The sequence below is a fragment of the Lysobacter dokdonensis DS-58 genome, assembly GCF_000770795.1.
Classification (GTDB): Bacteria; Pseudomonadota; Gammaproteobacteria; order Xanthomonadales; family Xanthomonadaceae; genus Noviluteimonas; species Noviluteimonas dokdonensis.
In genome coordinates, this window is record NZ_JRKJ01000018.1 from 179,223 (window position 1) to 205,528 (window position 26,306).

The window sequence follows — 26,306 nt, forward strand, 5'->3', positions numbered from 1 at the left end:
CCCCGCCCGTGCGCGGGGCGCTTGGGCTAACAACAGTTTAACACCATAGATTCGGCGGATGACCGCCGAATGACGGTGCCCGGAGCGTGCGATCGCGAGGTTCGCGGCCCTGAAGGCTTCAGGTCACCGCGCCACCGGGGGTCACGCCCCCGGGGCGATGGTGCTGGTGACGTAAGTGCCCAGCCCGTCGAGGAACATCTGCACGGAAATGGCCACGAGCAGCATGCCCATCAGGCGTTCGAGGGCGATCAGCACGCGGGTGCCGAGCCAGCGATACAACACCGTCGCCGAGAACAGGATCGCGGCCGTGGCGCCCCAGGCGATCAGCAGCGCCAGGCTCCATTCGGACAGGCGATTGGGCTCGTTGCTGCCCATCAGCATCACCGCCGCCATGCCCGAGGGGCCGGCCACCAGCGGGATCGCCATTGGCACGATGAAGGGCTCGCCGCCGGGGAGATCGCCCATCAGGCCGCCTTCGGCCGGCGGGAAGATCATGCGCAGGCCGATGAGGAACAGCACGATGCCGCCGGCGATCGACACCGACTCTTGCCGCAGGTGCATCAATTCCAGCGCGTACTTGCCGCCCCAGAGGAACAGCATCAGCACGACGAGCGCGATGAGCAGCTCGCGCATCAGCACGAAGTGACGGCGCTTCGGCGGCAACGGCTTGAGCAGGCCGAGGAAGACCGGGATGTTCCCGAGCGGATCGAGGATCAGGAACAGCAGCAGCGCGGCCGACGCGATCGTCATTCGAGTTCGCCCGTCGCGCCGTTCGCGATTTCGCCGTTGAACGCCACGCCCATCGGCGAGAGCAGTTCGACGCAGGCCTGCGCGGCGAACGCGGGATCGCGCGCGTCGCGGTCCATGTCGTCGACGAAAGCCTTCGCGCGCAGGCCCGTGCGCATCGGGCCGGGTTGCAGGCCGGCGACGCGGATGGGCGAGTTCGCGAGTTCCGCGTGCAGCATCGACACCAGGCCGACGCGCGCATGTTGCGCCAGGCCGTACGCGCCCCAGTAGGCGCTCGACACGCGTTCGAGATCGTCGACGACGAAGACCACCGAGGCGTCGTTGGACTTGCGCAGCACCGGCAGGCACGCCTGCGTGAGCCACGCCGGCGCGGTGACGTTGACGTGCATCGCGCGCGCGAACGCGGACGGCTCGGTGTGTTCGATCGGCGTCAGCCCGCGGAAATCGGCCGCGCAATGCAGGATGCCGTCGAGCCGCCCGTAGGCATCGTCGATGCGTGCGGCGAGTTCGGCGAAATCGTCGGGCGATGCGCCTTCGAGGTCGAGCGGGTACAGCACCGGCGCCTTCGCGATGGCGGCGATGGCGTCGTGCAGTTTTTCCAGTTGCCGCACCTTGCGGCCCAGCAGCACGACCGTGGCGCCGGCCTGCGCGCAGGCCTTGGACGCGGCCGAGCCGAGCCCGCCGTGCGCGCCCGTCACCAGGACGATGCGCCCCGACAGGGGCGCGCGGTCGGGCCGGAAACTCACGCCTTCTGCGCTTCGGTGATCATGCGCGCCAGCTCGCCGGATTCGGCCAGTTCGCACGTGATGTCGCAGCCGCCGATGAGCTCGCCGTTGATGAACAACTGCGGGAAGGTCGGCCAATCCGAGTAGCGCGGCAGGTTGGCGCGGATCTCGGGTTCCTCGAGCACGTTCACCGTGTGCAGTTGCGAGGCGCCGGCGGTCTTGAGCGCCTGCACCGCGCGACTGGAGAAGCCGCACATCGGGAACTGCGGGGTGCCTTTCATGAAGAGCACGATGGGATGGCCGGTGACTTCGGCCTGGATGCGCTCCTGGATGGGCACGGACTGCAGGGACATGGTGGCTCCGTAAAAGCGTTGACGCGACGTGGGGCTAGAATTGTAAGTCTTCACCGCCCCACCAGGAGTCTTGTCATGGCGATCGAGTTGCCGCCCCTGCCCTACGACCGCACCGCGCTGGAACCCCACATCTCCGCCGAAACGCTGGATTACCACCATGGCAAGCACCACAAGGCCTACGTGGACAACCTCAACAAGCTGATCGCCGGCACCGAGTTCGAGTCGATGGACCTGGTGGAGATCGTCCGCAAGTCGCAGGGGGGCATGTTCAACAACGCCGCCCAGGTCTGGAACCACACGTTCTACTGGAACTGCATGAAGCCCGCCGGCGGCGGCGAGCCGCAGGGCAAGCTCGGCGAGGCCATCGCCAAGGCCTTCGGCGACTTCGGCAAGTTCAAGGAGCAATTCACCGACGTCGCCATCAAGACCTTCGGGTCGGGCTGGGCGTGGCTGGTGCAGCGCCCCGACGGGTCGCTCGCGCTGGTGAGCACGCCGAACGCGGCCACGCCGATCACCGGCGAGGACGTGCCGCTGCTGACGTGCGACGTGTGGGAACACGCTTACTACGTCGACTATCGCAACGCGCGTCCGAAGTACGTCGAAGCGTTCTGGAACCTCGTGAACTGGGACTTCGTGTCCGGCCAGATGCGCTGAGGCACGCTCAACGCAGGGCCGCGATCACAGGTTCGACCTGGGATTCGCGGCCCAGCGCTTTTCCGACGCGCGCCAGCGTCTGCGCGAGTTCCTGCGGCGTATCCGCCCGCAGCGTCGCGTGGCCCACCTTGCGGCCCTTGCGCGCGTCCTTCCCGTAATCGTGCCAATGCCCGCCCGGTTCGGCGAGCACGGCGAACGCATCGGGCATTTCGCCGATCCAGTTGAGCATGCATGCCTCGCCCACCATGCGCGTGGCGCCGAGCGGCAAACCGAGCACGGCGCGCAGGTGGTTCTGGAACTGCGAGGTCTCGCTGCCTTCGATGGTCCAGTGGCCGGAGTTGTGCACGCGCGGCGCGAGTTCGTTGGCGAGCAGCTCGCCGTCGCGGCAGAACAACTCCAGCGCGAACACGCCGACGTAATCGAGCGCATCGGCCAGCGCGCGCGCATACGTGATCGCCCTGGATTCCACTTCCGGCGTCGACGGCGCGGGCGCGAGGCTCGCGGACAACACGCCATCGACGTGCCAGTTCTGCGTGAGCGGCCATGCGCGGAATTCGCCATCGCGGCCGCGCACGGCGACGACGCTGACTTCCTTCTCGAATGCGACGAAGCCTTCGAGGATCAACCCGACCGTCGTGGCCTGCGCGCCGAGCGCGTCCCATGCGGCATCCGCATCGGCGAGCGTCTTCAGGCGGAACTGGCCCTTGCCGTCGTAACCCAGGCGCCGCGTCTTGAGGATGCACGGCGTGCCGATCTGCGCGAGCGCGGCATCCAGACCGTCGCGCGAATCGATCGCGGCGAAGGGCGGCACCGGGATACCGAGTTCGCGGAACAAGGTTTTTTCGGCGAGGCGATCCTGCGCGACGGCCAGCGCACGCGGGCTCGGGAACACGGGCACGCGTTCGGCGAGCCACTGCGCGGATTCGGCAGGGACGTTCTCGAAATCGAACGTCGCCACATCGATCTTCGATGCGAATTCGGCGAGCGCGTCTTCGTCGCGCCAATCCCCGACGATCATCGGCGCGAACTGGCCCGCGCATGCGTCGGCGACGGTGTCCATCACCAGGAAGCGCAGCCCGAGCGGCGCGCCGGACAGCGCGAGCATGCGGGCGAGCTGGCCCCCGCCGAGGATGCCGACGGTCGTCATCGGGTGACCCGAGTGCTTGTTCACTGCCTCGGATCGTCGTTGTTGGCGACGTCGTCGGTCTGCCGTTGACGGAATTGCGCGAGCGCATCGCCGATGGCCGGATGCGTGGCGGACAACAGCGCGGCGGCGAACAACGCCGCGTTCGACGCACCGGCGTTGCCGATGGCGAACGTCGCGACGGGAATGCCCGCCGGCATCTGCACGATCGACAACAGCGAATCCATGCCGTTGAGCGCCTTGCTCTGCACGGGCACGCCGAGCACGGGCACCGCGGTCTTGGACGCGAGCATGCCCGGCAGGTGCGCGGCGCCGCCGGCGCCGGCGATGATCGCGCGCAGGCCACGCGCGTGCGCCGTCGCCGCGTAGTCGAACAGCACGTCCGGCGTGCGATGCGCGGAAACCACGCGCACCTCGTGCGGCACGCCCAGCGCTTCGAGTTTCTGCGCGGCGTGCTGCATCGTCTCCCAGTCGGAGCGCGAGCCCATCACGATGCCGACCAGCGGTGCGGCGGTGCGCGCGTCTTCCCTTGCGGCCATGGTGTTCCCGATGCGGCTGGCGCCTGCTGCGAAGGGGGGTATTCTAGCGGGCCTTCCGACGACCTGCCCCGCACGTGCCCATGGATCGCAAGTTGCTCGACATCCTCGCCTGCCCCGTCACGCGCCAGCCGCTGTCGATGCTCGAAGGCAAGGGCCTGGCGGCCGTGAATTCGGCGATCGCCGCCGGCGGCATCCACCGGGCCGACGAACAGGCGCAGACCGACGCCCTGCGCGAAGCCCTCGTCACGCGCGACCGCAAGCTGGTCTACCGCATCGACGACGGCATCCCGGTGCTGCTGGCCGAAGAGGCCATCGCCACCGGCCAGGTCGCGGATTTCCCGCCGGCATGACGGAGTTCGCGCCGCCGCCGCCGTCCGTGGTCGAGGCCGACGTCGCGCGCGCGCTCGAAGAAGACCTCGGCACCGGGGATGTCACCGCCGCGCTGCTGCCCGACGTCCGCGATACCGCCTACCTGTTGTGCAAGGAAGCGGCGGTGATCTGCGGGCGCCCGTGGTTCGATGCCTGCCACCGCGCGCTCGATCCGGAAGTCGCAATCGCCTGGCACGTGGCCGAAGGCGACCGCGTGCGCGCCGGCACCGTGGTCGCGACGCTCGAAGGCCGCGCACGCGCGCTGGTCTCGGCGGAACGCGCATCGCTCAATTTCCTGCAGACGCTGAGCGGAACGGCGACGGTCACCGCGGATTACGTCGCGGCCGTCGCCGGCACGAACGCGCGGATCCTCGACACGCGCAAGACCATCCCGGGACTACGCCTGGCGCAGAAGTACGCGGTGCGCGTCGGCGGAGGCAGCAACCATCGCGTCGGGTTGTTCGACGCGGTGATGCTCAAGGAAAACCACGTGCGCGCCGCGGGCTCGATGTCCGCTGCCATCCGCAACGCACGCGCTGCGCAGCCGTCGCTGCCGCTGATCGTGGAAGTCGAATCGCTGGAGCAGCTCGACGAGGCGTTGCGCGAAGGCTGCACGCGGATCCTGATCGACGACTTCGACGCCGGCATGCGGCGCGAAGCCGTGCGTCGCGCGGCGGGCCGGATTCCGCTGGAGGTGTCCGGCGGCGTGGACCTCGACACCGTGCGCGCGATCGCCGAAGACGGCGTGGATTGCATCTCGATCGGCGGACTGACGAAGCATGTCCGCGCGGTCGACCTGTCGTTGAAGCTGGGACGGCGCGGCTGACTCAGCGGAACGCGTACACCAGCACCGCCGCCGCGACCACCGCGATGCCGGCGATCAGCATCCACATGCGGTTCGGCGCGGGCGCGTCGTGCACGGGTTCTTCGTGGTGCGCCGTCTCCGGCATGCCCGGTGCGATCAGGCGGAAGCGCAGCGTGTCGAATCCGATCTCGTCGCCGGCGTGCGCTTCACCGCGCAACACGCGCTTGCCGTTGAGGAAGCTGCCGTTCGTCGAACCGAGGTCTTCGAGCAGGAGGCCATCGTCGGTGGGCAGCAGGCGCGCGTGGATGCGCGACAGGCCCGGTTCGTCGATGCGCAGGTTGCACTCGTCGGCGCGGCCCACGGTGGTGGCGCCAACGACCGGGTACGTGCGGCCGAACGCTTCGCCCGACACGCCACGCAGCACGTAACGCGGCAACACGGGGCGGACGGCGGTGGCGCCCGGATCGTCGTTGGCCGATTCCGGCAGGCGGCCCGGGATGCCGGCGCGATGGCGCACCGCGGCGGGCGCTTCCATCGAGGAGAGCTTCGCCTCGACGCCGTCGAACGCGACGCTGTCGCCGGGGCGCAGCGCGATCAACCCGTCGACCTGGCGGCCGTTGACCGACACGGTGGTGCCGTGCGGCACGTCGAGCATCACGCCGCTCGGCGTCACGTGCAGCTGGCAGTGCTGCGGATTCACGCCTGGGCGGTCCAGCACGATGTTGGCCTGCGGATCGGACCCGATGCGGTTGACGCCTGGGCCGAGCAACACCTGCGGGTGTTCTCCGCCCGGGAAGACGAGTTTCATGCGCGTGGCTCCGTCGCGTCCTGCGTGTGTGGCATCAAGGAATTCCCCCGCCGGCGGCTTGCAGCCGCGCGAGCGCGCCGCCACATTAGGTGGATGGGAAGTCTACTCGTTGTGATGATCGTCGCAGGCCTCGCGTTCTTCTACTGGAGCGCCGGGCGCGCGGCCGCCGAACGCGCCGAAGCACTTGGGCGCGATGCGTGCCAGGCCGCGGGCGTGCAGTGGCTCGATCAATCGGTGCATGCCGCGGGACTGCGATTGCAGCGCGGGGAAAGCGGGTGGCTCGGATTCGAGCGCACGTTCCGGTTCGAGTATTCGTACGACGGCAGCGACCGGCATGTCGGGCGCCTGGTGCTGCGGGAAGGGCGGCTCGTCGCGTTCGTCGGGCCGACGCGCGCGGCGAACGTCGTGCAACTGCACTGACCGTTACTTGATGACGCGCAGGTGCCCGCGGCGCGGCGGCGCGCCATTGGTGTCGGGCGTCGCATCCGTGGGCGGCGGCGTGGGTTCGTCATGCGGGCCGGAGGGGTCTTCCGGCAATGCCATGCCCTGCCCGGTTTCGCGCGCATAGATCGCGAGCACCGCTGGGATCGGCACGATCACCGGATGGCTCACGCCGCCGAAGCGCGCGGTGAAACTCACCGCGTCGTTGTCGATCAGCAGGCGCGCGACGGCGCGCTCGGCGATGTTGAGGACGACCTTGCCGTCGCTCACGGCCTGTGGCGGCACCTGCACGCCGGCGCGCGTGGCGTCGACGAGGAGGTGCGGCGTCATGCCGTTGTCGGCGATCCACTCGTTGAGCGCCCGCAACAGGTACGGGCGATGGCTGGTCATCGAAGGGCCGGTGTCGCCGGTGCGCTCGTCTTCCATGCGCGGGAGTCTAGCGGCTTCGCGCGGCCTCAGGCCGGGACGGCGCGCAACTTCTTTTCCTGGTCGGTGAGGCTGCGCAGGAAACCGGGATTGCGGAAGATGCGGTTGCCGTAGTCCTCGATCACCTTGCCGTCCTTCGGCAGCGGGATGTCGAGCGCTTCCAGGCGCCAGATGATCGGGGCCATCGCGCAATCGGCCAGGCTCATTTCCGGATTCAGGAAGAACTTGCTGGCCTTGAACAGCGGCACCGACGCGGTGAGCAGTTCCTTCAGGCGCTTGCGGCCGGCTTCGGCCTGCTGGCGGTTGCCGAGCTGGATGGCCTGCACCTGTGGCACCCAGTCGTGCTCCAGGCGGAGCATCGCCAGGCGCAGGCGCGCGCGGGAGAGCGGGTCGACCGGCATCAGCGGCGGATGCGGGTAGCGCTCGTCGAGGTATTCGGTGACGACCGATGCGGCGTACAACACCAGCTCGCGCTCGACCAGCGTCGGCACCGAGTGGTAGGGATTGAGGTCGATGAGGTCTTCCGGCGGGTTCTGCGCATCGACCGGGATCAGGTCGTAGGTGACACCCTTGGCCGCCAGGACCAGGCGCACGCGGTGGCACAACACGTCGTCGGTCGACGAGAACAACGTCAGGGCATTACGCATACGCGGGCTCGCGGCCATCATCGATCTCTCCATCGATCGCAGCGTTGGCGCCGCCCCACCCCTTGCGAGGCGGTCGCCACGAATCCCGAGCCTAGCGCCGCTTCCGGAAAAAGTCGCCACCCCTGGCGCCAAGGTCCCGGTGGCCGGATCGTTTCGGATCCGGCCGCGTGCGCTATCAGTGCACGTCCTTCCAGTATTCCTTCTTGACCATGTAGGCCAGGAGGGTGAATGCGGCGAGGAACAGGACCACCCAAACGCCGAGACCCTGGCGCTTGAGGGCGGCCGGCTCGCCGGCATACGCGAGGAAGGCGGTGATGTCGCGGACGCTCTGGTCGTACTGCTCGGCCGACTGCGTGCCGGGCGTGCGCAGTTCCAGGCGCTCGACGTGCGCTTCGCCCGACGCGCTGGGCTTGGACAGCACGGCGTGCTGCAGGCCCTGCATTTCCCACAGCGGGTTGGGCATGGACACGTTCGGGAAGAGCGTGTTGTTCCAGCCGACCGGGCGGGTTTCGTCGAGGTAGAACGACTTGAGGTACGTGTAGATCCAGTCATTGCCGCGGACGCGCGCGATCAGGCTGAGGTCCGGCGGCATCTTGCCGAAGGCCTGCTGCGCGTGTTCCGGCGTCATCGCCGTGCCGATGGTCTCGCCGTACTTGACGCCCGACATGTTGAGGTTGCCCATCACCTCGTCCTCGCTCAGGCCGAGGTCTTCGGCCATGCGCGAGTAACGCAGGTACTTCAGCGAATGGCAGCCGCTGCAGTAGTTGATGTACAGCTGCGCGCCGCGCTGGAGCGATGCGCGGTCGTCGAGGCGTGCGCCCGACTGCTGCAGGTTGCCGCCTTCGGATGCGAAGGCGAGCGAAGCGGCGAACATGCCCGCGGCGAGGGCCGCGGCCTGGCCGGCGCGGACGAAGAAGTTAGTCATGCATCGTCACCCGTTCCGGCACCGGCTTGGTCCGATCCAACTTGGTCCAGATCGGCATGGTGATGAAGAAAACGAAGTACAGGAAGGTCAGCACGCGACCGATGATGGTCTCGGCCGGGTCCGTGCCCGGGCCGCCGCCGATCTTGCCGAGCCACAGGAAGCACACCGCGAGCATCAGCAGCATCGCCCACGACAGCTTGCCGCGGTAGCGGTAGGACTTGACCGGCGACTTGTCGAGCCACGGCACCAGGAACAGCACGGCGATCGCGGCGAACATCACCAGCACGCCCCACAGCTTGATGGCGAAGAACGACGGCACCACGCGCAACATCGCGTAGTAAGGCGTGAAGTACCACGTCGGCTTGATGTGCTCCGGCGTCACCAGGCGGTTGGCTTCCGTGAAGTTGTCGTGCTCCAGGAACAGGCCGCCGAAAGTGGGCTCGAAGAAGATGATGAAGGCCGCGATGATCAGGAAGAACCCGACGCCGAACAGATCCTTGCCCGTCGTGTAGTACGGGTGGAACGGGATGCCGTCGGCCGGCGCGGTCGTCGACCAGCGGTTGCCCTTCGGCCCCTTCTTGATGTCCACGCCGTCGGGGTTGTTGGACCCGACTTCATGCAGCGCGCCCAGATGCAGCACGACGAGCAGCAGCAGCACCAGCGGCAGCGCGATGACGTGCAGCGCGAAGAAGCGGTTGAGCGTGGCGTCGCCGGGCAGGTAGTCGCCCATGATCCATTCGGTCAGGCCGTTGCCGATGACCGGGATGGCGCCGAAGAGCGAGATGATCACCTTCGCGCCCCAGAACGACATCTGGCCCCACGGCAGCACGTAGCCCATGAAGGCTTCGGCCATCAGCACCAGGTACAGCACCATGCCGATGACCCACACCAGCTCGCGGGGCTTCTGGTACGAGCCGTACATCAGGCCGCGGAACATGTGCAGGTAGACGACGATGAAGAACAGCGAGGCGCCGGTGCTGTGCATGTACCGGATCAGCCAGCCCCACTCCACGTCGCGCATGATGTATTCGACCGACGAGAACGCTTCGGCCGCGGAGGGCTTGAAGTGCATCGTCAGGAAGATGCCGGTCAGGATCTGGTTGACCAGCACGACCGTCGCGAGCGAACCGAAGTAGTACCAGACGTTGAAGTTCTTCGGCGCGTAGTACTCGGTCATGTGCTTGCGATAGAACGGCATCATGCCGGGCGCACGCGCGTTGACCCAATCCATCACGTTGGTGGTGGTCCGCGTCAGGAAATTGGCCATGGCTTATGCCGCTCCCTTCGGGTCGACGCCGATCACGATCGAGGTGTCGCTCTCGTAATGGTGCGGCGGCACGAGCAGGTTGATCGGCGCGGGCACGCCGGCGAACACGCGGCCGGCCATGTCGAAGCGCGACTTGTGGCACGGGCAGAAGTAACCGCCCTTCCACTCCGGATCGAACGGCTCGGGCTTGATCTCCGCCTTCATTTCCGGCGAGCAGCCCAGGTGCGTGCACAGGCCGACGAGCACGGAGATCTCCGGCTTCACCGAACGCAGTTCATTGCGCGCGTACTGCGGCTGCTGGTCGAGGTTCTCGGACTTCGGATCGAGCAGGCGCGGGTCGAGCGTCGGCAGGATGTCGAGCATCGCCTTGGAGCGCTTGACGATCCAGATCGGCTGGCCGCGCCACTCGAGCACGATGCGCTGGCCTTCGGCCAGTGCGCTGATGTCCGCGGTGACCGGGGCGCCGGCGAGCTTGGCGCGCGCGCTCGGGTTCCAGGACTTGATGAAGGGAACGGCCGCGACGCCGACACCGACCGCACCGACCACAGCCGTGGTGGCGGTCAGGAACCGGCGACGGCCCTGGTTGACGGGTTCCCCGTCGTGGACATGAGCGGGATCGTTGACCCCTACCCCAACATTGGCCATCCGGCACTCCGCAGTAAGACGCTGAACCGAAGCAACGACCGCTTCCGCGCGATTGCGTGGAGGCGGCCAACAAAGACGGGGAAGTGTAACGGAACGCTTAATCGACCATCAATCCGGCATCGCGTCCGGATGAGGCAGGCGATTACTTCGCGGCGACCGCGGTGCCCGCGATGGCGCCGCGGTAGCGCTCGGCGAGGACCGAAACGCGCTCGACGTAGCGGCGGGTCTCGTTGTAGGGCGGGACGCCACGGTACTTGTCCACCGCGCCCTCGCCGGCGTTGTAGCCGGCCGCGGCGAGGCTGAGGTCGCCTTTGAAGCGCTTGAGCAGCCAGGCCAGGTACTGCACGCCGCCGGAGATGTTCTGCCCGGCATCGAACGAGTTGCTCACGCCGAAGCGGCGGGCCGTGGCCGGCATCAGCTGCATCAGGCCCTGCGCGCCCACGCGGGACAGCGCATTGGGGTTGTAGGCCGACTCGGCGTGGATGATCGCGCGGACGATGGCCTCGTCCACGCCGTGCTGCTTCGCGGCCGCACTGATTTCTGCGGAATAGGCATTGGTGTTGAGGCGCAGCGTGCCGAAGTTGACGCCCGGACGCGCGGCGCAGGCGTAGCACGTCTCCATGAAGCTGTAGCGGATGGTGCGCACCGACGAAGCACCCGCCACGCCCTTCGGCGCCTTGCTGGTGTAGTGGCGCACGCCGTCCTGGATGTACGAATACACCTGGCCCTGCACGAGGCGCGGGGCCTGGTAGGGCTTCTGCACGGGGGCGGCGGATGCCGGCGCGGCGGATTCGCTGGCCACGGTGGCGGAAATCGGCGAGCCGGCGACGTTGCTCGCCGTGGTCGTGCTGCCGACCGCGGCGGCGCGCGGCGCGGCGGGCGCGGGCGAGGCGGCCTTCGAATAACTGATGACGGTGCACTTCGCGCCGGGAATGCGCTTGCTCACGTAGCTGCGCGCGCCGTCGGCGGTGTCGCAGCGATACAACCCACCCGCGAACGCCGGCATCGCGGCGGAGGCCGCGAACACGAGCACGAGTGCGGCCAGGCCGCGCGAGAATCCCCATCCCCTAGTCATGGCCCGCATGCTGACCTCATTCTTGAGCCTTGACAAGTCCTTGATTCATATGAACGGACCCTTGATGCATGTGAACGAGACACCCGTCGCGAACCGGACGTCCGGGCGAGGCGCTAGACTTCGCCCCCTTCACGCAAACCACCCGGCGCGGACTACCCACCGCCCTCCCGGAACCGCCATGACCGACCTGCCTGTCCTCGATGTCGCCGCCCCTGCGGCCGACGCGCCCCGCCCCACGCCTCGCGGCAAGCTCTTCATCAAGACCCACGGGTGCCAGATGAACGAGTACGACTCGGCCCGCATGGCCGATGTCCTCGCACTCACCGAGGGCCTCGAGCTGACCGACAACCCCGAAGACGCCGACGTCGTGCTGGTCAACACCTGCTCGATCCGCGAAAAGGCGCAGGAGAAGGTCTTCAGCCAGTTGGGCCGCTGGAAGGCGCTCAAGAAGGACGGCAAGCCGGTGCTGATCGGCGTCGGCGGCTGCGTGGCCTCGCAGGAAGGCGCCGCCATCGTGAGGCGCGCGCCCTACGTGGACCTGGTCTTCGGCCCGCAGACCCTGCATCGCCTCCCCGAATTGATCCGCGAGCGCCGCGCGAGCGGCCAGCCGCAGGTCGACATCAGTTTCCCCGAGATCGAGAAGTTCGACCGGCTCCCCGAGCCGCGCGCCGACGGCCCGAGCGCCTTCGTTTCGGTCATGGAAGGCTGCTCGAAGTACTGCTCGTTCTGCGTCGTGCCCTACACGCGCGGCGAGGAAGTCTCGCGGCCCTTCGAGGACGTGCTGGTGGAAGTCGCGCAGCTCGCGGCGCAGGGCGTGCGCGAAATCAACCTGCTCGGCCAGAACGTCAACGCGTATCGCGGCCCGCTCGGCGACGGTGGCGATACCGATGAAAGCTACGCCGACCTCGGCCTGCTGATCCGCGCCATCGCCGGCATCGACGGCGTCGGCCGCATCCGCTTCACCACCTCGCATCCGCTGGAGTTCTCCGACTCGCTGGTCGAGGCCTATCGCGACGTCCCGCAACTGGCGAACTACCTGCACCTGCCCGTGCAGGCCGGCAGCGACCGCGTGCTCGCCGCGATGAAGCGCGGCTACACGGCGCTGGAGTTCAAGCAGAAGATCCGCAAGTTGCGCGCGGTGCGGCCGGACATCTCGATCTCCTCGGACTTCATCGTCGGCTTCCCCGGCGAAACGGACGCGGATTTCGAGAAGACGATGAAGCTGATCGAGGACGTCGGCTTCGACCAATCGTTCTCCTTCATCTACTCGCGTCGCCCCGGCACGCCGGCGGCGGATCTGTCGGACGAGACCACCGACGCGGAAAAGCACGCCCGCCTCGAACGCCTGCAGGCACGCATCAACGCGCACGCCGCACAGATCTCGCAGGCGATGGTCGGCACCGTGCAAACCGTGCTGGTGGAAGGCCCGTCGAAGAAGAACCCGAACGAGCTCACCGGCAAGACCGAGAACATGCGCTCGGTGAACTTCCCGGCCCATCCGCGGTTGATCGGCCAGTTCGTCGACGTGGTGATCACCGAAGCGTTGTCGAACTCCCTGCGCGCCCGCGTCGCGGTGGACTGAACCGTCAGTCCAACCGCTTGCGGAACCGCAGGATCGCCGCCGTCATCATCACCGCGGTGAACGCGATCAGCGCGATCGTCTCCGGCCACAGCTCCCACAGGCTCGCGCCGCGCAACATGATCCCGCGCACCAGCCGCAGGAAGTGCGTCAGCGGCAGCACCTCGGCGAGCCACTGGATGATCTTCGGCATGCCCGCGAACGGGAACATGAAGCCCGACAGCAGGATCGACGGCAGGAACACGAAGAAGGTCATCTGCATCGCCTGGAACTGCGACTGCGCCTTCGTCGAGATCATCAGGCCGAGCGAGAGGTTCGCCAGGATCAGCAGCACCGCGGCGATGTAGACATCCAGCAGGGCCCCGCGCACCGGCACTTCGAACAACCATGCGCCCAGGATCAGCACCAGCGTCGTCTGGATGAACCCGATTCCCGCGAACGGCAACACCTTGCCGATCATCAGCTCGCTGCTGCTTACCGGCGTTGCGATCAGCAGTTCCATGTTGCCGCGCTCGCGCTCGCGGACGATGGACACCGCGGTGAACATCACCATCGTCATCGTCAGGATGATCCCGATCAGCCCGGGCACGATGTTGATCGCCGAACGACGTTCGGGGTTGTAGAACCCGACGACACTGATCTGCGCCGGTTTCGATTTCACCGTCGACCCACTGTCCAGCGGCACCTGCGCCAATTGCCCCGCGGCCGCCTGCACCGACGTATCGCTGCCGTCGACGAGGATCTGCACCGCTTCGCGGCCGTCGATGCGGCGGCGCTCGAAATCCGGCGGAATGACGACCCCGACGCTGATCTCGCCCCGCCGCAGCATCGTCATCAGTTCCTGCGGCGACGTCGCATCCTTCACCGGGTTGAGCACGCCGGTGTTCTGCAGGTCCATCACCAGCGCGCGCGATCCCGCGGTGTTCGCCTGGTCGGCGATCGCGGTGTCCAGGTTGCGCAGTGTGAAGTTGATCGCATAGCCGAACAGCACCAGCTGCATCACCGGGATGCCCACGATCATCGCGAGCGTGATGCGGTCGCGGCGCATCTGCCGCAACTCCTTCACCATGATCGCGAACAGGCGGCGCGCGCTCATGCGGCCTCCTGCGCTTTGGCCGCTTCGCGACCGCGCGTGGCGGAGACGAAGACGTCTTCGAGGTTCGGTTCGGATTCGGCGATCTCGCCGTGCAGGCCGCCTTGCGCCAACACCTGCTGGAGGCGATCGGCGATGCCGCTTTCGCTGGTGAGCACGCGCAAGGTGTTGCCGACCTGCGCCGCGCTGATCACGCCGGGGGTTTCCATCAACGCGCGTCGCGCCCTGCGCGGCGTGTTGGAATGCACCGCGAGCGTGCGGCCGGCGATCGCGCCCGTGAGTTCTGCGGGGCTGCCGTCGGCGACGAGCACGCCGCGGTCGAGGATCGCGAGCCGATGGCAGCGTTCGGCTTCGTCCATGTAGTGCGTGGAGACGAGGATGGTCGTGCCGCCGTCGGCGAGTTCGAACAACTTCTCCCAGAAGTCGCGGCGCGATTCGGGATCCACCGCGCTCGTGGGTTCGTCGAGGAACAGCAATTCCGGCGAATGGATCACCGCGCCGGCGAGGGCGAGGCGCTGCTTCTGGCCGCCGCTCATCGTGCCGGCGAGTTGCTTCTGCCGATCTTCGAAGTGGTAACGCTGGACCAACTCGTCGATGCGGGCCTTCGCCTTCGCGCGCGGCAGGCCCTGCACCGCCGCCAGGAATTCCAGGTTCTCGCGCACGCTGAGGTCTTCGAACAACGAAAACTTCTGCGTCATGTAGCCGATGCGCAGGCGCAGGGCTTCGGCCTGTTTCGGCAGCGTCAGGCCGAGCACTTCGATCTCCCCTTCCGTCGGCGTCATCAGGCCGCACAGCATGCGGATCGTCGTCGTTTTCCCCGAGCCGTTGGGGCCGAGGAAGCCGTAGACGTTCGCCTTCGGCACGCTCAGGTCCACGTGGTCGACGGCGATGAGGTCCTTGAAGCGCTTCGTCAACCCGCGTGCGCGGATCGCGAGGTTGGTCGCGTCGGGTTGCGCGCTCACTCGCCGAACTCCGCGCGCACCGGCAAGCCGGCGGGAAGCTTCGACTTCGCATCGTCGACCAGGATTTCCGCGATGTACGACAGGCGCGCGGCGTCCTTGCCGATCAAGGCGAAATACGGCGTGTACGTCGGTTCGGTGCGGATCATGCGCACGGTGCCGGGGATCGCCTCGTCGCGGCCGTCGATGAACAGGCGCGCCTTCGTGCCGACGGCCACGTCCGCGCGGATCGGTTCGGGCACGTACACGCGCGCATACGGGCGGCCGACTAGCAGGATCGCGAGCGGTTGCCCCACCGCGGCCTGGTCGCCGAGCTTGTACGGCAGGCTGTCGACCACGCCGTCGCGCGGTGCGACGACCGAGAGTTTCTGCAACGTCACCTGTTGCGCGGCGACATCGGCTTCCGATGCGGCGACGGCCGCCTCGCCCTGCGCGATCTGTTCCGATCGCGTGCCGGCTTCCAGCTGGCGCAGCGCTTCTTCCAGCGCGCGCGCCGTGGCCGCGGAGTTCTGCGCGGCGGCGCGGGCGCGGTCGACGTCGGATGCCGACAGCAATTGCTGCGCGCCGAGCGGGCGCACGCGGTTGTAGTAGATGCGGGCGTCGTCGGCCTGCGCGCGTGCGGCGGCGAGTTCGGCGCGGGCGCGGGCGATCTCTTCTGCGCGCGGCCCGGTTTCCAGTTCGGACAACGACGCGCGCTGGCGGGCGGCCTGTGCGCGCATCGCCTCGGTGGCGGCGCGCGTGCGGTCGAGTTCGAGCTGCAACAGTGATTGGCCGGCCTTCACTTGCTGGCCTTCGCGCACGCCGACCACGACGATCTTTTCCGCCGCCGGCGCGGGCAGCGTGATGCGGTCGTATTCCAGCGTGCCGAGCGCTTGCGGCGCATCGTTGCGGCATGCGCCGGCGAGGACTGCGAATGCGCAGAGAACGAGAAGTCGGGGGCGAAGAGTCATGGCGGGCTCGTGGTCAGGGGATGCCGATGCCGGTGTCCAACAGGGCGATGGCGTGGTTCTTCATGGCGACGGCGTCGATGTCGTCGGCGTCGAACAGGCGGCGCCAGATCGGTGCGCCGGCGGCGGGAAACAGGGTCAGGCCGATCAGCGAGGTGACGAGCAGGCGCGGATCGAGGTCGCGCGCGAGCTGGCCGTCGGCTTGGGCTTTCGCGAATTTCGCCGCCAGGACCTGCGGCATCTGCGGGCCGACCGTCTGGAACAACACCTCGCGCAGCGCGCCGCCCTCGCACAACACCTCGCGCACCCACAGCGGCGGCAGCCACGGGTGCTTTTCGATGGTCTCGCACATGCCGCGCACGAAACCGGCGATGACGCCGGCGATGTCCTCGCCGCCCTGCATCGTGGCGTTGCGCACTTCGGTGAAGGCCGGCATGAGGCGCTCGGCGATCACCGCCTGCTGCAGTTGCTGCTTGTCGCCGAAGTAGTAGTGGACGAGCGCGGGGTTGACGCCGGCCTCGTGGGCGATCTCGCGCAGCGTGCTCGCGGCGATGCCGTGGTGGGCGAAGCAGGAGACCGCGACGTCGAGCAGCCGGCCGCGCAGGTCGGCCGAATCGCCCGTCGGGCGGCCGACGGCGCGCTTGCCGGCGGGCTTGCGGCCCCGTTTTGCGGCGGTTTTCGGGGGGAAAGAGGGCATGTCCATTATTTAATTCGGCAATGAATTAATGCGCAAGCGAGGTCCGACGAGCGGTCTCGGGCCTCCTTTTGGAGTCCACGCATTGCATTCCATCCGACGGCCGTCCTTTTTGGCCTACTTATCCGGATGGCGCCGCGCGTTCATCGCGCGTCGAACGCCTACCGCGCTACCCTTCGCCCCGCATGAACGAACCCACCCAGCGCGACTTCACCCTCGAACCCGCCGATACCGAACGCCTGGCCAACCTCGCCGGCGCATTCGACGCGCACCTGCGCCAGATCGAACTGCGCCTGGGCGTGGAGATCGCCAATCGCGGGAACATCTTCCGCGTCACCGGCCCGGAGCCCGCCGTGCAGCGCGCCGAGCGCTTCCTGCACGAGCTCTATGCGGAGGCCGGCGAGGAACGCTTCGACGGCCACGCGATCAACGTGCGCCTCAACGCCGTGGACGCCGACCACCACGCCGCGAGCGAGATCGAGCCGCAGGAGGTCGCCATCCGCGTCAAGCGCGGCACCATCCGCGGCCGCGGCGCGAATCAGGCCAAGTACCTGCACGCCATCGCGACCAACGACATCAATTTCGGCGTCGGCCCCGCCGGCACCGGCAAGACGTTCCTCGCCGTGGCGATGGCGGTCGAAGCGCTCAACGAATCGCGCGTTCAACGCCTGATCCTCGTGCGCCCGGCGGTGGAAGCCGGCGAGAAACTCGGCTTCCTGCCGGGCGATCTCACGCAGAAAGTCGATCCGTACCTGCGCCCGCTCTACGACGCGTTGTACGAAATGCTCGGCGTCGAGAAGGTCATCAAGCTGCTGGAGAAGAACGTCATCGAGATCGCGCCGCTGGCCTACATGCGCGGGCGCACGCTCAACGATGCCTTCGTGATCCTCGACGAGGCGCAGAACACCACCATCGAGCAGATGAAGATGTTCCTGACGCGCATCGGCTTCGGCTCGACCGCGGTGGTGACCGGCGACCTGACGCAGATCGACTTGCCCAAGCACCAGAAGTCCGGCCTGCGCGATGCCATCGACGTGTTGCGGGGCGTGGACGGCATCAGCTTCACGTTCTTCGAATCGCGCGACGTCGTCCGCCATCCGCTGGTGGCGCGCATCGTCGATGCCTACGACCGGCGCGACGATGCCGACAAGGCGAGCGGCCCCAACGCGTGATCGCGGACGGGTCTAAGATGGCGCGCCCCCACGCGCGCGACGGACTGCGATGACCAAAGGCCCCGTTCGTCTCGATGTCTCGGTCGAATACGCCCTCCCCCGCGCCGGCCTGCCGGCCGCGGTGAGCTTCCGCAAATGGGTCGGCGCCGCGCTGAAGGGCCGCATCCGCGAGGCCGACCTGGCACTGCGCATCGTGGGCACCCGGGAAGGCCGCGCGCTCAACCGCCATTACCGCGGCCGCGACTACGCCACCAACGTGCTCAGTTTCCCGGCCGAACTCCCCGAAGGCGTGGTCCTGCCCCTGCTGGGCGACATCGTCCTCTGCGCGCCCGTCGTCGCCCGCGAGGCCCGCGAACAGAAAAAGGCGCTGGCCGACCACTGGGCGCACCTGACGGTCCACGGCACGCTGCACCTGCTCGGCTGGGACCACGAGGACGCCCGCGAGGCCGAGTGCATGGAACAACTCGAGCGCGAGATCCTTGCCGAGATGGGCATCGGCGACCCCTACGCCGAAGACTGACCGCGCAACCGCCGCGATTCACCGGCCCGACCCCCGCCTGCGCTAGACTCCGGCCAGGTCGCTCCAGCTTCCGGAGCACTCCCCCACACCCATGGCCGACGACGACAGTCCCCCGCATTCCGAAGACAAGAGCCGCCGTACCTGGCTCGATCGCATCACCGCCGCGCTGTCCGGCGAACCCACCACCCGCGAGGACCTGGTCGAACTGCTGCGCGACGTGCAGGCCGACGGGCTGATCGCGGCCGACACCTTGCGGATGATGGAAGGCGCCATCGCGGTGTCCGACCTGACGGTGGGCGACGTGATGATCCCCCGCGCGCAGATGGTGGCGCTGTCCGCCGATGCGCCGCTCGACGTACTGATGCGGCTGGTCGTCGAATCCGGCCACTCGCGCTTCCCGGTCCACGGCGAAGGCAAGGACGAGATCCTCGGCATCCTGCTCGCCAAGGACCTGCTCCGCGTGGTGGTGGCCGAACAACACGCGCATTCGCACGAGAGCGTGCGCGAGTTCCTGCGCCCCGCGGTGCTGATCCCCGAGTCCAAGAAACTCAATGTTTTGCTGCGCGAGTTCCGCCAGTCGCGCAACCACATGGCCATCGTGATCGACGAATACGGCGGCGTCGCGGGCCTGGTCACCATCGAGGACGTGCTGGAGCAGATCGTCGGCGACATCGACGACGAGCACGACGAGGCCGTGGACGAAACGCAGCTGATCTCGGCGCAGGCCGACGGCCATTTCGTGGTCGATGCACTGACGCCGATCGCCGACTTCAACGAACGCTTCGGTTCGGACTTCGACGACGACGAATACGACACCATCGGCGGCCTGCTGACCGCGGCGATCGGGCACCTGCCCGAAGCCGGCGAGGAACTGACGCTGGGCCGTTTCGGCTTCCGCGTGGCGCGCGCCGACGCGCGCCGCCTGCACGCCCTCCATGTGAGCGTGCATGCGGACGCTTAAGGTTGTCGCGGCATTGCTGCTGTGGCTCGTCGCCACGGCAGCCACCGCCGCCACGCCCCGCATCGGCGTCATGACGATGCAGCCCGGCGAGATCTTCTTCGAACGATTCGGCCACAACGCGATCGTCGTCGACGACCCCGACGCCCCGGCGCCGCTGTCCTACAACTTCGGCTTCTTCGATCCGAGCGAGTCCGGCTTCATCGGCCGCTTCGTGAAAGGCGACATGCGCTACGTGCTCGCCGTGCTGCCGATGTCGGACGACTTGTCCTACTACCGCGAAGTCGGCCGCGGTGTGTCCATCCAGTGGCTCGACGTGACGCCTGCGCAGGCGCGTTCGCTCGCCGACGCACTCGCGTTCAACGCACGCCCCGAGAACGCGCGCTACCGCTACGACTACTTCACCGACAACTGCTCAACCCGCGTGCGCGACGCGCTCGATCGCGCCCTGGGCGGCACGTTGCGCAAGCAGCTCGCGGTGCGCTCGGCCGGCGATACGTTCCGCAGCGAAGCCGTGCGCCTGGCCTCGCCCGCGCAATGGATGTGGCTCGGCTTCGACATCGGCCTCGGGCCGTATGCCGATCGACCGCTCTCGCGCTGGGAAGATGCGTTCGTGCCGATGCGCCTGGCCGCCAGCCTGCGCGAGATGAAGAACACCGAAGGCCGCCCGCTGGTCCTCGAAGAATCGATGCTGCTGCCGCATCGCATCGCGCCCGAGCCGCCGGACGCGCCGCGCCGCTGGTGGCCGTGGCTGGTCGCCGGCCTGCTGGTCGCCATCGGTGCGCGCTGGCTGATGGCACGCAAGCCGCGCGTGCTCGGCGCGCTCGCGCTGCCGTTCTGGACGGTCTGCGGCGCACTCGGCCTGGTGATGGCGTTCCTGTGGTGCTGCACCGAGCATGTCGCCGGTTGGGCGAACCACAACCTGCTGCTGTTCTCGCCGTTGTGCCTGCTGTTGCTGCCCGGGGCCTGGGCGTTGCTGCGCGGGCGCGCGACGTCCCGATTCCACCAGTGGGTTCGCATCGCCATCGTGGTCGGCGGCGTGCTCGCCTGTTTCCTGCAATTGCCGGCGACCACGCAGTTCCAGGCCCCGTGGATCGCACTGCTGCTGCCGATCCACGCAGCGCTGGCCTTCCCCGTGCGCCGCGCCTGAGGCACGATGCGGGCCATGACCGAGCCCGCCGTCCTTCCCGCCTGCGTCATCAACTGTGCGGCCTACGACCGCAACGGCAGGCGTCGCGACATCACGCTCGATGAAATCAGCGACGTGCTGGCGGTCGACGACGGCACCTTCGTGTGGGTCGGCCTGTACGAACCCGAAGACACGCTGCTGGAAAAACTGCAGGAGGAATTCGGCCTGCACGAGCTCGCCATCGAGGACGCGCTGCACGCGCACCAGCGGCCGAAGATCGAGGCGTACGGCTCCTCGCTGTTCGTCGCCGTGCACACGGCGCAACTGGTGGACGACAAGATCCGCTTCGGCGAGACGCACGCCTTCCTCGGGCCGCGTTATCTCGTGACGGTGCGCCATGGCGCGTCGCTGTCCTACGCGCCGGTGCGCTCGCGCGTGGAACGAGAGCCCGAACTGCTCGCCCTCGGTCCCGCGTACGGCATGTACGCAGTGCTCGACTACATCGTCGACAACTACCAGCCGATCGTCGAGGGCTTCCGCGACTCGCTCAACGCGCTCGAGCAGGACATCTTTGCGGAAACCTTCCGGCGCGACACCATCGTCAAGCTCTACGAGCTCAAGCGCGAACTCACGCAGCTGCGCCTGGCGGTCTCGCCCATGCAGGACATCCTCGCGCAGCTCACGCGCATGCACGGCGGGCTGGTGCCCGACGAGGTGCGCCTGTATTTCCGCGACGTGCTCGACCATGCGATGCGCGTCAACGAATCCACCGACACCATGCGCGAGATGCTCACCGCCGCGATGAGCGTGAACCTCTCTCTCGTCACCGTGAACCAGGGCGAGGTGGTGAAAAAGCTTGCCGGCTGGGCCGCGCTACTCGCCGCGCCCACGTTGATCGCGAGCTGGTACGGCATGAACTTCGAGAACATTCCGGAGCTCCACGGTCGGTACAGTTACGCGATCCTCGTCTGCGTGGTCGGGGTGGTCGTGATCGGCCTGTACCGCTACCTGAAGAAAGTCCGCTGGCTCTAGGCCGCGAGAGGGAGACGCGCACGATGCGGAAGTTGGCTTGGCTCGGCTGGGGCGCGCTCGCCCTCTTCGCGGCGATGTGCCTGGCGACGCTCGCGCTCTCGCGCGGCGAATCGGTCGGCGCGTTGTGGATCGTCTCGGCGGCGGTGTCGGTGTTCTTCATCGGCTATCGCTTCCACGCGCGCTACATCGCGGAAAAGGCGCTGGGCATCGACCCCACGCGCGCGACGCCCGCGTGGCGCCGCAACGACGGGCTCGATTACGTGCCGACGCAGAAGTCGGTGCTGTTCGGGCACCACTTCGCCGCAATCGCCGGCGCCGGCCCGCTGGTCGGGCCCGTCCTCGCCGCGCAGATGGGCTACATGCCGGGATTGTTGTGGATCCTGTTCGGCGTCGTGCTCGCGGGCGCGGTGCAGGACATGATCGTGTTGTTCCTTTCGGTGCGTCGCGATGGGCGTTCGCTCGGCGAGATGATCCGCACCGAACTCGGCGCGGCCGCCGGCGTCACCGCGATGATCGGCATCCTCGCGATCATGGTGATCCTGCTCGCGGTGCTCGCGCTCGTCGTGGTCAAGGCGCTCGCGATCAGCCCGTGGGGCACCTTCACCGTGGCGATGACGATTCCGATCGCGCTGCTGATGGGCGCGTGGCTGCGCTGGTTCCGCCCGGGGCGCATCCTCGAAGCATCGGTCATCGGCCTGGTGTTGCTGCTCGCGTCGATCTGGCTCGGCGGGCACGTCGCCGCATCGCCGGAATGGGCGCCGCTGTTCACCTTCGACGGCAAGGCACTGGCGTGGATGTTGATCGCCTACGGGTTCATCGCCGCGGTCTTGCCGGTGTGGATGTTGCTTGCGCCGCGCGATTACCTGTCGACGTTCCTCAAGATCGGCACGGTGGTGTTGCTCGCCCTCGCGATCCTGGTGGCGATGCCGGAGCTGAAGATGCCGGCGATGACGCGCTTCGTCGACGGCAGTGGCCCGGTCTTCGCCGGTGCGTTGTTCCCGTTCCTGTTCATCACCATCGCATGCGGCGCGATCTCCGGTTTCCACGCGCTCATCGCGTCGGGCACCACGCCGAAGATGATTTCGAACGAGCGCGAAATCCGCGCCATCGGGTACGGCGGCATGTTGATGGAGGCCTTCGTCGCGGTGATGGCACTGGTCGCCGCGTGCGTACTCGACCCGGCCGTGTACTTCGCGATGAACTCCCCCGCCGCCGCGATCGGCACGACGGCCGACTCCGCCGCGCAGGCCATCGCGCAGTGGGGCTTCGTGATCTCGCCCGAGGTGTTGACGCAGACCGCGCGCGACATCGGCGAAACGACGATCCTCTCGCGCACCGGCGGCGCGCCGACGCTCGCCGTCGGCATGGCGCAGATCCTGCACGGCATCGCGGGCGGCACCGGGATGATGGCGTTCTGGTACCACTACGCGATCCTGTTCGAAGCCTTGTTCATCCTCACGACGATCGACGCGGGCACGCGCGTGGCGCGTTTCATGATCCAGGAAGTCGTCGGGCTGGCCGTGCCTGCGTTCAAGCGCACGGAGAGCTGGACCGCGAACCTGGTGTGCACTGCGCTCGCCGTCGCCGGCTGGGGCTGGTTCCTGTACCAGGGCGTCGTCGATCCGCTCGGCGGCATCAACACGTTGTGGCCGTTGTTCGGCATCGCAAACCAGATGCTCGCAGGGCTGGCGATGATCTTCGTGTGCGCGGTGCTGGTGAAGATGAAGCGCGAGCGCTTCCTCTGGGTCGCGGCGGTGCCGACCACGTGGTTGCTCGTGTGCACGCTGACCGCAGGCTGGCAGAAGCTGTTCCACTCCGATCCGAAGATCGGCTTCCTGTCCAACGCGCGGCGTTTTTCCGATGCGCTCGCGCGCGGCGAAGTGCTCGCGCCGGCGAAGTCGCTCGACGAAATGCGGCGCGTGGTCTTCAACAACCATCTGGACGCCGCGCTGTGCGCGTTGTTCATGGGCGTGGTGGTGTTGACGCTCGTGTTCGCGCTGCGTGCGGCGTTGCAGGCGCGCCGCAGCGGCACGCCGACGGCCGTGGAGACGCCGCATGTGGCGCTCGATGCGGCTGGTTGAGCAATTGCGCGAGGCGTGGTCGGCCGCGAAGGCGACCGCGCGGCTGGCGATCGGGCTGCCGGATTACGACGCGTACGTCGCGCATGTGCGCGCGCAGCATCCGGGAGCGACGCCGATGGCGCGCGAGGCGTTCGCCGTCGAGCGCATGGAGGCGCGTTACGGCAAGGGGCGGTCGCGCTGTTGTTGAGGCGTCAGGTCCGCGAGGCGATCGTGCCCCAGGCCGCGGCTTTCCGACGGTCCTTCCCGCTGCGACGGTCTTCCTTGTCCGGCTCGAACCGGATCATTTCGCGGCGGTCGCCGGTCTTGCGCCGTTCGGCGTTCTTCCGCCGGTCCGGCCCGCGATAGGCCTTGAATTCGCCCCCGTGGTCGATCTCGTACATGCCGCCTCCCCTCGCTGGAGCGGCCACCCTCCTGCCGCCACCGTCGAGCCTGCGTGAAACGCGAAGGCCCCGCAATAGCGGGGCCTTCGCCCGGTCGATCCGAGGGGATTACTGGCCGATGTGCTGCTTGAGCCAGGCGTTGACCGTGTCGTGCCAGAGCACGCTGTTCTGCGGCTTGAGCACCCAGTGGTTCTCGTCGGGGAAGTACAGGAACTTCGACTCGATGCCCTGGCGCTGCGCCGCGGTGAAGGCGCCGATGCCCTGCTCCACCGGGATGCGGAAGTCCATCTGGCCGTGGACGACCAGGATCGGCTTCTTCCAGTCCTTGACGTGGTTCACCGGGTTGAAGCGTTCGTAGTTTTCCGGGTGTTCGAACGGCGTGCCGCCGTTCTCCCACTCGCTGAACCACAGCTCCTCGGTCGCGTAACCCATCATGCGCTGGTCGAACACGCCGTCGTGCGTCACCAGGCACTTCCACGGCGCGTTCCAGTTGCCGGCGATCCAGTTGACCATGAAGCCGCCGTAGGAGGCGCCGAGCGCGCAGGCCTTCGATCCGTCGAGGAAGCCGAACTGCTTCTGCGCCGCGTCCCAGCCCTTCTGCAGGTCTTCCAGCGGGCGGTCGCCCCAGTGCTGGCTGATCGCATCGGTGAAGGCCTGGCCGTAACCGGTCGAGCCGTGGAAGTCGATCATGACCACCGCGTAGCCCTGGCCTGCGTACGTCTGCGGGTTCCAGCGATAGCTCCAGCCGTTGCCGAAGCTGCCCTGCGGGCCGCCGTGGATCAGGAACGCCACCGGGTACTTCTTGCCTTCCTGGTAGTTCCACGGCTTGACGACGTAACCGTGCACGGTCTCGTTGTTCCAGCCGATGAACTTGAACTGCGTGGCTTCGCCGAACTTCACGTCGGGCAACATCTGCCCCGCGCTTTGCGTGATGGCGCGCGGCGTGGTGCCGTCGGGCTGGGCTGCGAACAACTGGTCGCCGGTCTGCAGCGTGTTGCGCGTGTACACGAGCGTCGGGCCGGCGAGGTCGATCGACGTCACCGAACCGTCCTTGACGATCGAGGTGACTTCTCCGGTGGCGACATCCACGGAGAACAACGGGTCCTGCCCGAGTTCCTGCGCCGTGGTGTAGATCGACTTGCCGTCGTGGGTGAGCAGGAGGCCGTTGGCCGAGGCGTCCCATTTCGGCGCGATTTCGCGCGTGTTGCCGCTCGCGACATCCATCGCCATCAGCGCGAAGCGGTCGGCTTCGAAACCCGGGCGCTTCATCGCGCGGTAGTACAGCGTCTTGCCGTCACCGGAGAATACCGGGTTGGTGTCCCACGCCTTGTTGGCGGCGGTGAGGTTCTTCGCGGTGCCCGTGCCGTCGGCGTTGACGAGGTACAGGTCGAAGTTGGTCGACCACGGTTCTTCGCGATCGGCCTTGCGCGCGGAGAGCACGAGCGACTTGCCGTCGGGCGACCAGGCGAACTCGCTGGTGTCGCCGAACGGGCGCGAGGGCACGTCGCCGACCACGTCGTTGCCCACGAGCGTGGCCTGCGTGATCTTCGCGCCGTCTGCCGCGAAGGGCGCGACGAACACGCGATTGAGCTTGCCTTCGTTCCAGGCATCCCAGTGGCGGATGAAGACGCGATCGAACACGACGCCCGAGGCCTTGCGGTCCTCGCGTTCCTTGTTCTTCTTCACGTTGCACGCCAGGTCCGACTTGCAGTCGGCATACGCTTCGAGCGCGAGCGCGACGCGCTTGCCGTCCGGCGAGACGAGATACCCGCCGACATCCCCCGGCACATCCGTCAGCTGCACGGGCGCGCCGCCGGCGACCGGGATCGCGTAAAGCTGCATCGAGCCGTTCTTCGCGCTGAGGAAGTACACGCGCGCGCCGTCACCGGCGAACGTCGCGGAGTTGACGTTCCACCCTTCGGGCGTGAGTCGCACCGGCGGCGCGGAATCGCGCGCGAACAAGTCTTCGATCCACAGCGACGAGGCGCCCTTGTTCGCGTCGAAATCGACGACGCGCTTGGCGAACACGACCTTGCGGCCGTCGGGCGACAACACGGGCGACGACACGCGATCGAGCTTCGCCAGATCGCGGACTTCGAAGCCGCGTTCGGCATGCGCCACCACCGGCAATGCGGCGATCAGCGCGAGGGACAACAGAGCGGGACGCAAATTCATGTCGTGGGTCCTGGAGT

The 26,306-nt window shown here is 67.7% G+C and carries 30 protein-coding genes; 12 read left to right on the forward strand and 18 right to left on the reverse strand.

The window, feature by feature from the left end:
• Nucleotides 1–141: 141 nt before the first annotated feature.
• From LF41_RS11965 to grxD, 3 genes are read right to left on the reverse strand one after another with little or no spacing between them, the layout of a single operon-like run.
• Nucleotides 142–750, reverse strand: coding sequence for a YhgN family NAAT transporter (locus tag LF41_RS11965; protein WP_036169957.1), 609 nt, complete (start codon nucleotides 748–750; stop codon nucleotides 142–144).
• On the reverse strand, nucleotides 747–1,493 hold the full coding sequence (locus tag LF41_RS11970; RefSeq protein ID WP_036169958.1) for an SDR family NAD(P)-dependent oxidoreductase: 747 nt from the start codon (nucleotides 1,491–1,493) through the stop codon (nucleotides 747–749). The genes LF41_RS11965 and LF41_RS11970 overlap by 4 nt, the downstream gene beginning before the upstream one ends.
• The gene (gene grxD / locus LF41_RS11975; protein ID WP_036170089.1) at nucleotides 1,490–1,810 is read right to left on the reverse strand and encodes a Grx4 family monothiol glutaredoxin; all 321 of its coding nucleotides are present in this window, start codon (nucleotides 1,808–1,810) and stop codon (nucleotides 1,490–1,492) included. Before grxD ends, LF41_RS11970 begins: the two co-directional genes overlap by 4 nt.
• A gap of 90 nt (nucleotides 1,811–1,900) precedes the next feature.
• On the opposite strand from grxD, the gene LF41_RS11980 reads away from it, so the two are divergent.
• Nucleotides 1,901–2,479: a superoxide dismutase gene (locus tag LF41_RS11980; RefSeq protein WP_036169960.1), complete on the forward strand. Its 579-nt coding sequence runs from the start codon at nucleotides 1,901–1,903 to the stop codon at nucleotides 2,477–2,479.
• 7 nt (nucleotides 2,480–2,486) lie between these two features.
• Here the strand turns inward: LF41_RS11980 and LF41_RS11985 are convergent, their stop codons facing one another.
• Both LF41_RS11985 and purE read right to left on the reverse strand, forming a co-directional pair.
• Entirely contained in the window at nucleotides 2,487–3,626 is a 1,140-nt protein-coding gene (locus LF41_RS11985) for a 5-(carboxyamino)imidazole ribonucleotide synthase (RefSeq protein WP_036169963.1), read from the reverse strand.
• Nucleotides 3,627–3,646: 20 nt separating this feature from the next.
• Nucleotides 3,647–4,162, reverse strand: a complete 516-nt coding sequence (gene purE, locus LF41_RS11990; RefSeq protein WP_036169966.1) for a 5-(carboxyamino)imidazole ribonucleotide mutase — start codon at nucleotides 4,160–4,162, stop codon at nucleotides 3,647–3,649.
• Between the two features lie 80 nt (nucleotides 4,163–4,242).
• On the opposite strand from purE, the gene LF41_RS11995 reads away from it, so the two are divergent.
• Nucleotides 4,243–4,512, forward strand: coding sequence for a Trm112 family protein (locus tag LF41_RS11995; RefSeq protein WP_036169969.1), 270 nt, complete (start codon nucleotides 4,243–4,245; stop codon nucleotides 4,510–4,512).
• A complete protein-coding gene (gene nadC / locus LF41_RS12000) occupies nucleotides 4,509–5,357 on the forward strand; it encodes a carboxylating nicotinate-nucleotide diphosphorylase (RefSeq protein ID WP_036169972.1) in 849 nt (282 codons plus the stop codon). Before LF41_RS11995 ends, nadC begins: the two co-directional genes overlap by 4 nt.
• A gap of 1 nt (nucleotide 5,358) precedes the next feature.
• Here nadC and LF41_RS12005 read toward each other — a convergent pair whose 3' ends face one another.
• Entirely contained in the window at nucleotides 5,359–6,144 is a 786-nt protein-coding gene (locus LF41_RS12005; RefSeq protein ID WP_036169974.1) for an FHA domain-containing protein, read from the reverse strand.
• Nucleotides 6,145–6,237: 93 nt separating this feature from the next.
• Between LF41_RS12005 and LF41_RS12010 the strand changes: the two genes are divergently transcribed.
• A complete protein-coding gene (locus LF41_RS12010) occupies nucleotides 6,238–6,564 on the forward strand; it encodes a DUF3301 domain-containing protein (protein WP_036169976.1) in 327 nt (108 codons plus the stop codon).
• Nucleotides 6,565–6,567: 3 nt separating this feature from the next.
• Here the strand turns inward: LF41_RS12010 and LF41_RS12015 are convergent, their stop codons facing one another.
• The 6 genes from LF41_RS12015 to LF41_RS12040 form a co-directional block, all read right to left on the reverse strand.
• Entirely contained in the window at nucleotides 6,568–7,011 is a 444-nt protein-coding gene (locus LF41_RS12015; protein ID WP_052116382.1) for a ClpXP protease specificity-enhancing factor, read from the reverse strand.
• A gap of 29 nt (nucleotides 7,012–7,040) precedes the next feature.
• The gene (locus tag LF41_RS12020; protein WP_036170091.1) at nucleotides 7,041–7,676 is read right to left on the reverse strand and encodes a glutathione S-transferase N-terminal domain-containing protein; all 636 of its coding nucleotides are present in this window, start codon (nucleotides 7,674–7,676) and stop codon (nucleotides 7,041–7,043) included.
• Between the two features lie 157 nt (nucleotides 7,677–7,833).
• Nucleotides 7,834–8,583: a cytochrome c1 gene (locus LF41_RS12025; RefSeq protein ID WP_036169979.1), complete on the reverse strand. Its 750-nt coding sequence runs from the start codon at nucleotides 8,581–8,583 to the stop codon at nucleotides 7,834–7,836.
• Nucleotides 8,576–9,850: a cytochrome b gene (locus LF41_RS12030; protein ID WP_036169980.1), complete on the reverse strand. Its 1,275-nt coding sequence runs from the start codon at nucleotides 9,848–9,850 to the stop codon at nucleotides 8,576–8,578. Before LF41_RS12030 ends, LF41_RS12025 begins: the two co-directional genes overlap by 8 nt.
• 3 nt (nucleotides 9,851–9,853) lie before the next feature.
• Nucleotides 9,854–10,495 carry a ubiquinol-cytochrome c reductase iron-sulfur subunit gene (gene petA, locus LF41_RS12035; protein WP_036169983.1) on the reverse strand — a complete coding sequence of 214 codons (642 nt, stop codon included), beginning with the start codon at nucleotides 10,493–10,495 and terminating at the stop codon, nucleotides 9,854–9,856.
• Between the two features lie 142 nt (nucleotides 10,496–10,637).
• Nucleotides 10,638–11,570: a lytic transglycosylase domain-containing protein gene (locus LF41_RS12040; protein ID WP_052116383.1), complete on the reverse strand. Its 933-nt coding sequence runs from the start codon at nucleotides 11,568–11,570 to the stop codon at nucleotides 10,638–10,640.
• A gap of 178 nt (nucleotides 11,571–11,748) precedes the next feature.
• Here LF41_RS12040 and miaB point away from each other — a divergent pair, with 178 nt between their 5' ends.
• Entirely contained in the window at nucleotides 11,749–13,152 is a 1,404-nt protein-coding gene (gene miaB / locus LF41_RS12045) for a tRNA (N6-isopentenyl adenosine(37)-C2)-methylthiotransferase MiaB (protein WP_036169985.1), read from the forward strand.
• 4 nt (nucleotides 13,153–13,156) lie between these two features.
• Here miaB and LF41_RS12050 read toward each other — a convergent pair whose 3' ends face one another.
• Genes LF41_RS12050 through LF41_RS12065 form a run of 4 tightly spaced genes read right to left on the reverse strand, consistent with a single transcriptional unit; the run spans nucleotide 13,157 to nucleotide 16,845 of the window.
• Nucleotides 13,157–14,245 carry an ABC transporter permease gene (locus LF41_RS12050; RefSeq protein WP_036169986.1) on the reverse strand — a complete coding sequence of 363 codons (1,089 nt, stop codon included), beginning with the start codon at nucleotides 14,243–14,245 and terminating at the stop codon, nucleotides 13,157–13,159.
• Nucleotides 14,242–15,171 (reverse strand): ABC transporter ATP-binding protein, encoded by a 930-nt coding sequence (locus LF41_RS12055; RefSeq protein WP_036170093.1) that lies wholly within the window; start codon nucleotides 15,169–15,171, stop codon nucleotides 14,242–14,244. The genes LF41_RS12050 and LF41_RS12055 overlap by 4 nt, the downstream gene beginning before the upstream one ends.
• Nucleotides 15,172–15,200: 29 nt before the next feature.
• Complete coding sequence (locus tag LF41_RS12060) at nucleotides 15,201–16,151, reverse strand: HlyD family secretion protein (protein WP_036169988.1); 951 nt, start codon at nucleotides 16,149–16,151, stop codon at nucleotides 15,201–15,203.
• A gap of 13 nt (nucleotides 16,152–16,164) precedes the next feature.
• Nucleotides 16,165–16,845: a TetR/AcrR family transcriptional regulator gene (locus LF41_RS12065; RefSeq protein ID WP_036170094.1), complete on the reverse strand. Its 681-nt coding sequence runs from the start codon at nucleotides 16,843–16,845 to the stop codon at nucleotides 16,165–16,167.
• 182 nt (nucleotides 16,846–17,027) lie between these two features.
• Between LF41_RS12065 and LF41_RS12070 the strand changes: the two genes are divergently transcribed.
• From LF41_RS12070 to LF41_RS12100, 7 genes are all read left to right on the forward strand, one after another.
• Nucleotides 17,028–18,014 (forward strand): PhoH family protein, encoded by a 987-nt coding sequence (locus LF41_RS12070; RefSeq protein ID WP_036169990.1) that lies wholly within the window; start codon nucleotides 17,028–17,030, stop codon nucleotides 18,012–18,014.
• 49 nt (nucleotides 18,015–18,063) lie between these two features.
• Nucleotides 18,064–18,534 (forward strand): rRNA maturation RNase YbeY, encoded by a 471-nt coding sequence (ybeY, locus tag LF41_RS12075; RefSeq protein ID WP_036169993.1) that lies wholly within the window; start codon nucleotides 18,064–18,066, stop codon nucleotides 18,532–18,534.
• Nucleotides 18,535–18,625: 91 nt separating this feature from the next.
• On the forward strand, nucleotides 18,626–19,495 hold the full coding sequence (locus LF41_RS12080; RefSeq protein ID WP_036169995.1) for a CorC family transporter: 870 nt from the start codon (nucleotides 18,626–18,628) through the stop codon (nucleotides 19,493–19,495).
• Nucleotides 19,482–20,642 (forward strand): lipoprotein N-acyltransferase Lnb domain-containing protein, encoded by a 1,161-nt coding sequence (locus LF41_RS12085; protein WP_036169997.1) that lies wholly within the window; start codon nucleotides 19,482–19,484, stop codon nucleotides 20,640–20,642. Before LF41_RS12080 ends, LF41_RS12085 begins: the two co-directional genes overlap by 14 nt.
• Before the next feature lie 15 nt (nucleotides 20,643–20,657).
• Nucleotides 20,658–21,653, forward strand: a complete 996-nt coding sequence (corA, locus tag LF41_RS12090; RefSeq protein WP_036169998.1) for a magnesium/cobalt transporter CorA — start codon at nucleotides 20,658–20,660, stop codon at nucleotides 21,651–21,653.
• Nucleotides 21,654–21,676: 23 nt separating this feature from the next.
• Nucleotides 21,677–23,734, forward strand: coding sequence for a carbon starvation CstA family protein (locus LF41_RS12095; RefSeq protein WP_036170000.1), 2,058 nt, complete (start codon nucleotides 21,677–21,679; stop codon nucleotides 23,732–23,734).
• Nucleotides 23,709–23,921, forward strand: a complete 213-nt coding sequence (locus LF41_RS12100; protein WP_237577740.1) for a YbdD/YjiX family protein — start codon at nucleotides 23,709–23,711, stop codon at nucleotides 23,919–23,921. Before LF41_RS12095 ends, LF41_RS12100 begins: the two co-directional genes overlap by 26 nt.
• 4 nt (nucleotides 23,922–23,925) lie before the next feature.
• Here the strand turns inward: LF41_RS12100 and LF41_RS12105 are convergent, their stop codons facing one another.
• Both LF41_RS12105 and LF41_RS12110 read right to left on the reverse strand, forming a co-directional pair.
• Nucleotides 23,926–24,114 carry a hypothetical protein gene (locus tag LF41_RS12105; protein ID WP_036170005.1) on the reverse strand — a complete coding sequence of 63 codons (189 nt, stop codon included), beginning with the start codon at nucleotides 24,112–24,114 and terminating at the stop codon, nucleotides 23,926–23,928.
• A 108-nt stretch (nucleotides 24,115–24,222) separates the two neighbouring features.
• Nucleotides 24,223–26,289, reverse strand: a complete 2,067-nt coding sequence (locus LF41_RS12110; RefSeq protein ID WP_036170008.1) for a S9 family peptidase — start codon at nucleotides 26,287–26,289, stop codon at nucleotides 24,223–24,225.
• Nucleotides 26,290–26,306 lie beyond the last annotated feature (17 nt).